The sequence below is a fragment of the Desulforamulus aeronauticus DSM 10349 genome, from assembly GCF_900142375.1.
In the GTDB taxonomy this organism is placed as follows: Bacteria; Bacillota; Desulfotomaculia; order Desulfotomaculales; family Desulfotomaculaceae; genus Desulfotomaculum; species Desulfotomaculum aeronauticum.
The window spans coordinates 121982-131665 of record NZ_FRAR01000016.1 but is presented as its reverse complement, the minus strand read 5'-3'; the positions used below and the strand labels follow the sequence as shown (position 1 = coordinate 131665).

Annotated in this window: 10 protein-coding genes and 1 riboswitch; of the genes, 1 reads left to right on the top strand and 9 read right to left on the bottom strand. The window is 47.7% G+C overall.

From position 1 onward, the window contains the following. Positions 1–1010 (top strand): ribosome small subunit-dependent GTPase A (gene rsgA / locus BUA78_RS11180; RefSeq protein ID WP_072914457.1); only part of this gene is annotated, 1010 nt, incomplete at its 5' end. Between the two features lie 66 nt (positions 1011–1076). Here rsgA and BUA78_RS11175 read toward each other — a convergent pair. The 9 genes from BUA78_RS11175 to BUA78_RS11135 all read right to left on the bottom strand — a co-directional run bounded on the left by BUA78_RS11175 (position 1077) and on the right by BUA78_RS11135 (position 9663). Continuing rightward, entirely contained in the window at positions 1077–1847 is a 771-nt protein-coding gene (locus BUA78_RS11175) for an SDR family oxidoreductase (protein ID WP_072914437.1), read from the bottom strand. 13 nt (positions 1848–1860) lie between these two features. Next, a complete protein-coding gene (locus tag BUA78_RS11170) occupies positions 1861–2880 on the bottom strand; it encodes an ABC transporter substrate-binding protein (RefSeq protein WP_072914434.1) in 1020 nt (339 codons plus the stop codon). Further along, positions 2877–3632, bottom strand: coding sequence for an ABC transporter permease (locus BUA78_RS11165; RefSeq protein WP_072914432.1), 756 nt, complete (start codon positions 3630–3632; stop codon positions 2877–2879). The genes BUA78_RS11170 and BUA78_RS11165 overlap by 4 nt, the downstream gene beginning before the upstream one ends. Next, positions 3629–4375, bottom strand: a complete 747-nt coding sequence (locus BUA78_RS11160) for an ABC transporter ATP-binding protein (protein WP_207650501.1) — start codon at positions 4373–4375, stop codon at positions 3629–3631. The genes BUA78_RS11165 and BUA78_RS11160 overlap by 4 nt, the downstream gene beginning before the upstream one ends. Positions 4376–4388: 13 nt before the next feature. Next, positions 4389–5837, bottom strand: coding sequence for an acyl-CoA reductase (locus BUA78_RS11155; protein WP_072914428.1), 1449 nt, complete (start codon positions 5835–5837; stop codon positions 4389–4391). Next, positions 5834–6919, bottom strand: a complete 1086-nt coding sequence (locus BUA78_RS11150; protein WP_072914425.1) for a LuxE/PaaK family acyltransferase — start codon at positions 6917–6919, stop codon at positions 5834–5836. The genes BUA78_RS11155 and BUA78_RS11150 overlap by 4 nt, the downstream gene beginning before the upstream one ends. A gap of 52 nt (positions 6920–6971) precedes the next feature. Then, positions 6972–7081: riboswitch (TPP riboswitch) on the bottom strand. A gap of 55 nt (positions 7082–7136) precedes the next feature. Beyond that, positions 7137–7604 (bottom strand): pyridoxamine 5'-phosphate oxidase family protein, encoded by a 468-nt coding sequence (locus tag BUA78_RS11145; protein WP_072914423.1) that lies wholly within the window; start codon positions 7602–7604, stop codon positions 7137–7139. A 95-nt stretch (positions 7605–7699) separates the two neighbouring features. After that, positions 7700–8965 (bottom strand): diaminopimelate decarboxylase, encoded by a 1266-nt coding sequence (locus tag BUA78_RS11140; protein WP_175549009.1) that lies wholly within the window; start codon positions 8963–8965, stop codon positions 7700–7702. Beyond that, positions 8962–9663 (bottom strand): TrmB family transcriptional regulator, encoded by a 702-nt coding sequence (locus BUA78_RS11135; protein ID WP_072914418.1) that lies wholly within the window; start codon positions 9661–9663, stop codon positions 8962–8964. Before BUA78_RS11135 ends, BUA78_RS11140 begins: the two co-directional genes overlap by 4 nt. Between the last annotated feature and the right edge of the window lie 21 nt (positions 9664–9684).

Below are 9684 nucleotides of genomic sequence, written 5' to 3'. Positions count from 1 at the left end.
GATTCTACCTCGGCAGGGTATCAATACAACATCGAGATTTATATAAGGTAATTACAGAAAATGGCGAGATAACGGCAGAGGTCTCAGGCAAGTTGGCTTTTCTGGCCAAGGATAACGCGGATTATCCCGCCGTGGGCGACTGGGTCATGGTGGACCGTCTAGAGGACAGCAGTGGCCATGCTATCATTCATCACATCCTGCGCCGTAAAAGCATTTTCCAGCGCAAGGCCGCAGGTACGTCCCAGGAATGCCAGATTGTGGCAGCCAACATTGATACGGCTTTTATCTGCATGTCGCTCAATAATAACTTTAATCTACGGCGGCTGGAAAGATATTTGTCCATCGCCTGGGACAGTATGGCCACCCCTGTGGTGGTACTCACAAAAGCAGACCTCTGTACCGATATAGACGCTAAGCTTGCCGAAGTGTCTTCCATTGCTCTCGGTGTGGATGTCCTAGTGACCACAAGTATGAAGGATGACGGCTATACCGCAGTAAGCAACTACATTGGCCATGGTAAAACCATCGCCTTTATTGGTTCTTCAGGAGTTGGCAAATCCACCTTGATCAACCGCCTGTTGGATCAGGATTTCCTGGCTACCCGGGAAATTGATGGGGCTGACAAGGGACGGCATGCCACAACCCGCCGGCAATTGATAGTTCTACCCAAGGGTGGTGTGGTCATAGACACCCCGGGTATGCGTGAGTTGCAACTAGAAAGTGCTGACCTTGCTAAGTCCTTTGCCGACATAGAGGAACTGGCGCAACGCTGTCGCTTTAGCGACTGCACCCACCAAAAAGAACCGGGCTGTGCCGTAAGGGAGGCTATTACCAAAGGACTCCTCTCTGCCGCACGTCTGGAGAGCTTTAAAAAACTGCAAGTCGAGATGAACTATCAAGGGCTGAACTCTCGTCAGATTGAGCAGGAAAAGCTCAACAGAATGTTTAGTGGCCTGGGCGGCATCAAGCAAGCAAGAAACTTTATGAAAGAAAAGAATAAGCGTAAGTAGGATAGGGTTTACGCAAATAACGAGGGAGCAGACCAACGGATACTTGGTCTGCTCTTTTCTGTAGGGCTATTTCATAATAAAGCCACCGTCTACATAGAGGGTTTGGCCTGTCATAAAACCACTCCACTCCGACGCTAAAAAGAGTACCGGTCCGGCCACATCTTCCGGAGAAGCAATTTTCCGTAGGGGCGTTTGCGCAATAATCATTTCTTTCACTTCTTCCTTGGTATGGCGGCTGGACTCCGTGGGATAGACCAACCCCGGAGCCACGCAATTTACTCGAATGCCGAAGGGTCCTAGTTCTGCTGCTAAGTTGCGGCTATAGCCAATAACGGCCGATTTGGCAGTGGTGTAGTCATGATAGGGGATAATAGGTCTGGCCACGAGATTGCTCACGATGTTGATAATGCTTCCCTGGCTTCGTTTTTTCATCTGGGGTAGCACCGCTTGGCAGAGACCATGGGTAGAACGCAGGGCACCATCCATTTGCGCCTGAAAATCCTGCCAAGTAAGTTGCCAGGCCAGCTTTCTCTTGTCAGGATCGAATTCATAGGGTTTAAAGGCGTTATTGACTAGGACATCAATCTTACCTACTTCTACCAAAACCTGTTGGATCATCTCAGTAACAGCGCCCTCTGACATCACATCCCCCTTGATGGCCCAGGCATCTCCACCTAGCTCTTGGCAGGCTGCGACGGTTCTTGCCGCGGCTAGTTCGTTTTGCAGATAATTAATAATTACAAAGGCTCCCTCTGCGGCAAAGGCCCGGGCAATGGCAGCGCCAATACCACGGCTAGCGCCTGTCACCAAAACGACCTTCCCTTGAAATTTTACCATTACTAGGCCTCCCTTACTTGGTAGGACTCAGATCCTGACTGACTACTTGGCTCATATCTAATGAGTTACTGATGAGGCCCAGATTTTTATAAGTATCCGCCCCTTGTTGCAAGATCGACACATCAAGAGCTCCTAAACCCTTCTTCTCGGTGTCAGGAGACACACTGGCTGCATTTCTTAACTTGATGATCTCGATGTTGCGCTTTGCCTCCTTACCATCAATGGCATATTTCACAGCCAAGGCCGCTGCCTCTTCTGGGTTTTCCAGCATCCATTGACTGCTATTGCGATATCCCGCCAGAAATTCTCTGATTAGCTCTTGCTTTTCCTGATAGGTTTTTTCTGTTACCACAAATATATCACTGGGGACATTTAAGTAGTCCTTTACTTCCATCACATCAACCTCGCCGAGCCCCTTTTGTTTACCGATCAAAAGCCCGGTGTCGGTGGCTGCTGTGGCATCCACCTGTCCTTGCATTAGCGGGGCAAAATTTAAAAGACCGGTTTCTACAATGGTAACATCTTGCTCGGACAGACCCACCTGATTTAAAAGTACTAATAAGTTTTGGCGCGTGCCGCTGGCTAAGCTATAGACCCCAATCTTTTTCCCTTTCAGGTCTTCGGGCCGGGTAATCTTGTTTTCCTTTAAAGAAACTACGTTAAAGACGTTCTGGGGATAAATATTATAGATAACCCGTAACTTTTCTCCTTTATCCAGGGCAAAGTATAAGGAACCGGGATCGGTGAACGCGATATCAGCTTGACCGGTCAGGATATTTTTGATGGCATCGCCACCACCCGCCCCAGGCACAAAGGTTACCTGTAATCCCTTTTCTTTAAAAAACCCTTTTTCCTGATCAACCAATAAATTGGTTTGCTCGGTAATGGGTTGACTCCAACTGGCCACCCGAACACTTTGTAGTTCTTTTGGGACATTAGCAGTTGTTTTTTCCGGCTGTTCCTTTATGCCACAGGCTGCTAAGAATACCACCATAGCCAGTAACAAGGCTATTCCTAAGCTCTTTCGTTTCATTGACGTTTCCCCCTCATATATGGTTGTAAGATGCATTTTTCAACTAACGTAACTCCTTGATAAAGTAACATACCTAAGATGGTTAGCAAGATCAAGACAGCAAACATTAACGGCGTGTCCATCATCCCCTGGGAAGCAATAATCAACGCCCCTAATCCCTCACTGCCCCCAATAAATTCCCCAACAACCGCGCCAACAACAGCCAAGATCACCGCTACACGAAATCCTGCCATAATACTGGGCAGCCCGCCCGGTATTTTTAAACGAAACAAGGTTTGCCAGCGGCTGGCCCCTAAGACACGAAATAACTCTAGCTTCTGAGGGTCGGTATACTGGACAGCTGTAATTGTATTTTCCAATAAAGGGAAAAAACAGATTAAGGCTGTGATGACCACTTTGGAGGTCATGCCAAAGCCAAACCACAGAATAAAAAGAGGGGCGAGGGCCAGTTTAGGAACAGCTTGACTGGCAATTAGATACGGTAAGAAAAGCCTTCTGAAAAATTCCACTTCGCCCATCAAGATACCAAAAACAAAACCCAGGCTACATCCCAACACCAATCCCAAGAAAACCTCCGTACTCGTACGAAGGATATGCGGTACGAAGTAACCACTGAGCAATCCTTCCCATAGGGTGAGGGCAACAACCGAGGGTGCCGGCAGCACCAATTCAGACATGGTGGCTGCAAAATATTCCCAGGTTAGCAGTAACAATAGCAGTACGATCAGCGGGTATCCTGCCAGCCGTTTCATGATGCACCTCCGCTGATGGCCTGCCGCACTTCCCGGCCAAGCTCATTCAAATAGGTACCATACCGCATGGTGTAATGACGTGGTTTGGCAAGGTCTACCCTGGCCATAAAGGTGATTTGCCCCTCCACCATAACCGCTACCTGATCCGCTAAATAAAGTGCTTCAGCAATATCATGGGTAATAAAAAGAACGGTGATCCCTTGCAACTGACAAAGCTTTAACAAGTCGTCCTGAAGCTCTTCCCTGGTAATAGCATCCAAGGCGGCAAAGGGTTCATCTAAAAATAGCATGGCGGGTTTTTCAATAAGTGCCCTGGCAATGGCCACCCGACTTTGCTGACCACCGGATAACTCTGTGGGGTAGTGCCGTAGGTGGGCCGGCAAACCCATTAGCCCCAATAAATCCTCTGCCCGGCGATAATCCTCTGAGGTGGGGGTTCTCTTGAGAGAAATTGGCAAAAGCACGTTGTCCAGAACGGTTTTCCACTCCAACAGGGTGGGTGCTTGGAAAACAAAACCCGCCTGGGGTGAGGGCTTGACTACTGCCTCCCCCTGCAAATAGACCTTTCCTTGAGCCGCTGGCAGAAGACCGGCAGCCAACTTGAGTAAAGTGGTCTTGCCACAGCCACTTTTCCCTAGTAGACAATGAAATTCTCCTCTGGCAATTTGCCAGCTAATCTCTTTAATAATGGCCTCTTCGCCGGGGTAACTGTAGGTAATACAGTCCAGCTGTAAGAAACTCAAACATTCACCACCTTTAATCAACATAAGGAGCCAATCTTTCGGCATACTCTTCCGCCGCAGACTCAATATCCACCATGTTAATCAGATCTAACAAGTTAAAGCGCCCATCATGATGCCAGCCTGCTTCCGGGGAGGTCATTTTCCCCAGAGAGGTAATCCGTGTCACGCCGGCTCTGCCGAGTAATTCAGCAATTTGCCAAAGCTCCCGGGGGGCAGAGGCCACACCCACGGTTTGCAGCAAGGGGCGGTAGGGGATGAGCTGGGGCAATATTTCTTCCCATTGATCCACTGCCAGGACCTTGACGGTCCGATTTAGGCAACTGGGGGTAATCTGTGCACCTTCTTCATAAACAACCGTCCACGCTCGGGCGTCATCTCCTAAGATTTCCTTGGTTGGTGTGCTGAAAAGAGTAAGTTCTTCCTGCTGCCGCCAAGCTGCCTGGGCTGCCATTTCTTCCAGGGAAAGGGCCCGGCGCGGGTACCTGCGGGCAAAGCACTCCATTTCATGGGCTAGGTATTTAGCAAATTCCCCCGGTGAAACAGCCCCGCCTCGCTGCACATAGAAAAAATGTGGGGAATAGCAACCCTGTTGATCATAGCGAATCACATCCAAGGCCGCAGCATGGGCCGTTTGCCAAGCTTTGCGTGCATCTAGACTGTCCTTGGTGACCAAACCGAAACTCATTTTATGACCATAGGGTAAAAAGCGTGTTGTTACAGGAATTCTGCTGCGCAGGGATGCCAAGGAGGTATTACTGCCATAACCCACCACCACATCTCCCTGCCCCAACAGGCTTCGTTCCTGCTCCTCGTCGCCACCTTTCCACCAAACAATAGCTAAGCAACCGGCCAGACGGGGTTCCACCTCCGCCAGCACGTTAGCAAACCAACCGGCAAATAAGGGCTCGGCACTGGCAACCTTGCCGATATTGCCGGACTTGACCAGCATCCCGGCCAGCAAGCTCCAGAGCGGCAAGGCCGGAACATTACCCGCCCAGACATGAACAATTAGGTCTGGGCCAAAGGCCTTGGCAAAGCCGCCTTTCGCTCTGGGTTGAAAGTCATCCAAAAGAGAGATATTTCCCAAATCCTCTGCCAAAAACCGCAGTAATTGGGGTTTTCTAAAGGTTTTTAAAAAAGATGTCAACCCGTGACGGATCACTTCCGGGTCATAGCCGGTTACAATCGGTAAAAGCTGTTCTGCTTTCCGGCGATAGGGGGAATGCCGATCCAGGAAGACTGCCACAGCCTTGTCCAGAATTTCTACAATCTCGCCTATGGCCAGGGTTTTTAGCACTTGCCGGCTATTGTTTTTGATTTGTTCCGCCAACTGTTGCATTTGCTCCTGAGCCAGAACCGGTACCGCCACTTCCAATACTTCTTCATTTCTGGTAAAGGTTACTGTCTGCCAGGCCACTTCGTCTTCGCTGATACCGGGGAGATAGCCAGCCCTTTCTTTCATTTAACTCGACCTCTTCCACTCTCAATAAATTCCTCAACAGCGAGGGAACAGCCCTTGGCTGCGGCACCTTGCGCTCTCCCCAATAACAAGAAGCCGCCAGCAACTTTCACACCCAAATCTTCCGTGAGAATAGTGGTAACGGAATTAAAATTGGCCAGATCACAATGTACCAAAACGCCCCGCTCCCCCTGGGGAACCTCCGCCCCGGTTAAAGGATTGACCACCCGGGTACGGCTCCAATGGGGCCCGGACTTAACGGAGGGTAGTATGTCATTACCTTCATCGTAAAACTGGGTGCTCAGCTCAGTCATACCATACATATTAATACAGGCTGTTCTGGGCACTCCCAGAAAAAACTCGAGTCGGTGATAAAATTCCTCTAGGGCAATTTCCCGGGAGCGGTTCTTAAAACCACCGGTATCCAGAATTCTGCTCCCCTTGGGTAAGGAAAACTGTTTGCCCCTTCTTGCCAATTCATCTAACAGATGCACAAAGCTAAAGGATGCTCCCAATAACCCATAGGGTTCTCCGGTATGCTCAGCCTGTGCCAGTTCCATCATGAACCGATCTATATTGGCTCCCTGGCTATCAACCAGGTAATGGCTCTCCTGAGTACCAAATTCCTGAACAGCCAGGGCTAAGTAATGAGCCAATGAAGAATTCGGCATCTCTGCTGCCGTAGGAAAAAGAATTCCCATACGAATCTTCTCGGTATCCTTCATAAAGTGCCGTTTAAAATTATGGATCATGGATTGATCGTAGACCGCCAGACTGGGGTGGTAGTGTTTCCCTTGAACCCCCTGGGTTGTTCCACTGGTCATAAAAACCCTTGCCGCCTGCCGGGGATCACCACAACTTAAGGTTACTTCTTTAAAGGCGTTAATGGTTACCGCAGGGATGTCCTGCCATTTTTTAACTGTTCGCGGCGTTTTGCCCTTTTGCAGGCACAGGCTTTGGTAAGGGAGATTATTTTTATATTGGTAAGAAAATATTTGTAAGGCCAGCTGGTCAAAAACCTCTGCGGACCCTTCCTGGTCTGAGATAAACGCCAGGATAGCATTGATTATTTCTTGCTGTTGCATACTCGTCCAATCCTTTCAAAAAAATAAAAGGCACCCTGCGTAAGCAAAGTGCCGTTCTTATCTCTCCACTCCCTACGCTGGCATTATCCAACAGGTTCAACCGGTCTACGACGGCCTAGTCGTACTCTCAGCTTGCTTCCACAAGCTCCCGGACAAAATATTATTTTTTTCAAGTATACACTTTAAATAAAGAAGAAACAAGCATAACTATAGCAAGTTACCGTCCACGTTTCCCCACCATATGCTCAATTTCTATTTTAAAAACCCCAACTCCCTTTACCGCCCTATCTATGTACCTAGCACCCTGCTCAAGATAATCACCGGAATATCTTTCTATTAGCAATGTAAGCGCCTGTTTCTTTTCCTGCTCGTCTATAATTTCAAATGCCTTGCCGAAAACGATCACACTATCATATTCAGTATCAAACTTCTCGGGTAACACTTGATGATAGGTTACCACCGAAAAGCTAACTTTATGGTTATGCTTGATGTTTTCGATTTTATGGCCCTCAGGAGCAGAATGGAAATAAATCGTGCCGTTTTCAAAAGCGTAGTTTAACGGTACAGCATAGGGATATCCATCCTCACCAACGCTGGCCAGGGTTCCATATTCTGCCTCTTTGATAATTTTACTGGTATCCTCCTGGGACATCAGCTTTTTCTTACGACGGAGTTCCTTAAACAAGGTATCTCCTCCTTTTACCAGATAGTTGAAGACAGGCCTGAATTCCTCTTTTAGGAATAAGGCCTGTCTAACTTCACTTTACGATATTTATACCCCTAAAACAATGATTTTTTGAAGTATTCGGTACAATTCAGGGTAGCAAAATAATCCGCAGGTGTTTCCGCCCGGCGGATCAGTTCGGTGCTGCCGTCTTCTTTCAGTAAAACCTCTGCCGAACGCAGCTTGCCATTATAATTGTAACCCATGGCAAAACCGTGGGCCCCGGTGTCATGTATGACCAGCAAATCCCCAAGATCAATTTTCGGTAACATGCGATCGACAGCAAATTTATCATTGTTTTCGCAGAGACCGCCTGTAATATCATATTTATGATCACAAGGGAGATTTTCCTTGCCCATCACGGTGATATAATGATAGGCACCATACATAGCCGGCCGCATCAGGTTGGCGGCACAGGCATCCAGGCCAATATAGTCCTTGTGTATGTGTTTCTCATGCAAGGCAGTTGTTACCAGACAACCGTAGGGGCCTAGCATAAATCTGCCTAGCTCGGTGTAGATGGCCACGTCATCCATCCCTGCCGGTGTCAGCACTTCTTGATAAGCCTGCCTAACTCCCTCGCCGATGGCCATGATATCCGCCGGTTCCTGCTCGGGACGATAGGGTATACCCACCCCGCCCGATAGATTGATAAAGGAAATATGGGCACCGGTTTCTTGCTTAAGTTCTACCGCGGTTTTAAATAGAATCTTGGCCAGTTCCGGGTAATATTCATTGGTTGTGGTATTGCTGGCCAGAAATGCATGCAAACCAAAGTGCTTAACTCCCAAATTCTGCAGTTTCTTAATGCCCTCTGTTAACTGTTCACGAGTTAACCCATATTTGGCCTCACCAGGGTTGTCCATAATGGCATTACTGATTTTAAATTCGCCGCCTGGATTATAACGCAGGCTAATGGTTTCCGGCATATCGGCGATCTGATTAAAGAAATCAATATGCGTTATGTCATCAAAGTTAATCATGGCATTAAGCTTGTTGGCGTAAGCAAAATCCTCCACGGGGGTTACATTTGAGGAAAACATTATTTCATCCCCTGTAAAGCCTACGGCCTGGGCCAACATTAATTCTGTAAAGGATGAACAATCCGCACCACAACCCTCTTCCTTTAAGATATTCAGGATGGCAGGGTTCGGCGTAGCCTTGACCGCAAAATACTCCTTAAAGCCTTTATTCCATTGAAATGCCCGCTGCAATCTGCGTGCATTTTCTCGAATCCCCTTTTCATCGTATAAATGAAATGGTGTAGGATATTGTTGGGTGATCTCCTGTAGCTGTGCTAAATTTACAAATGTCTTTTTCATGATCCCTGTCCTTTCGTTAAATCTATCAACGTTATCTCATTTTTTATTGACTCTTTGATTAGTTCCACCAGGTTTTTCTTTTTCGAATACAGACAGGTTGAAAAATCACCGTCCGCTATATCTCCCGTTAAAACATTGCTGGAATCTACGATCAATCTGATTTGATGCGGTGGCTTTTCGGCATGATAGACGATGGCTCCAGCCAGTTCAAAGGGGTGATTGGTAATGATGACAATTTTTAAACCTCTCGCCAGTCCATCCTTTAATTCCGCCAGAATAAAGGAAAGGGTTGGCCTAGCTACAGAAAGATACACTCGCTCCTTAGCCCGAGCGACCATATTTCTCATCTTTTCTAAAATATGTTTCTCACCTTTGATGGTAATGTATCCATCCGTCTCTTCTCTTTTACTGGGCATCCCTTTGAGTAAGTCCTGTTTGATCTGCTGCAGTTGCCGAATTTTGTTATCACAAAAATCTTCTATCCGAACCGGCGTGTAGCGGGTAGCTGTTCCTTCAATTACATAGGCTGCCCCTTTTTCCACCAGCCCCGCCAGGGAGGTGTATGTATTAGAACGGGAGATACCCGTTAGTTTCGCCACCTCATAACCAGTCAGTTCGCCTTCTGCATACAGTGTTGTATAGATAGTGGCTTCCTGCCTGGTTAGATTGAAATGCACAAGTAATTCGTTGATATCCATGCTATCACCACACTATTTTCT

Bases quoted from the DNA above. Each gene is read 5' to 3' on its own strand.
- BUA78_RS11175 (WP_072914437.1), bottom strand. From the start codon at position 1,847: ATGGTAAAATTTCAAGGGAAGGTCGTTTTGGTGACAGGCGCTAGCCGT.
- BUA78_RS11170 (WP_072914434.1), bottom strand. From the start codon at position 2,880: ATGAAACGAAAGAGCTTAGGAATAGCCTTGTTACTGGCTATGGTGGTA.
- BUA78_RS11165 (WP_072914432.1), bottom strand. From the start codon at position 3,632: ATGAAACGGCTGGCAGGATACCCGCTGATCGTACTGCTATTGTTACTG.
- BUA78_RS11155 (WP_072914428.1), bottom strand. From the start codon at position 5,837: ATGAAAGAAAGGGCTGGCTATCTCCCCGGTATCAGCGAAGACGAAGTG.
- BUA78_RS11150 (WP_072914425.1), bottom strand. From the start codon at position 6,919: ATGCAACAGCAAGAAATAATCAATGCTATCCTGGCGTTTATCTCAGAC.
- BUA78_RS11140 (WP_175549009.1), bottom strand. From the start codon at position 8,965: ATGAAAAAGACATTTGTAAATTTAGCACAGCTACAGGAGATCACCCAA.
- BUA78_RS11135 (WP_072914418.1), bottom strand. From the start codon at position 9,663: ATGGATATCAACGAATTACTTGTGCATTTCAATCTAACCAGGCAGGAA.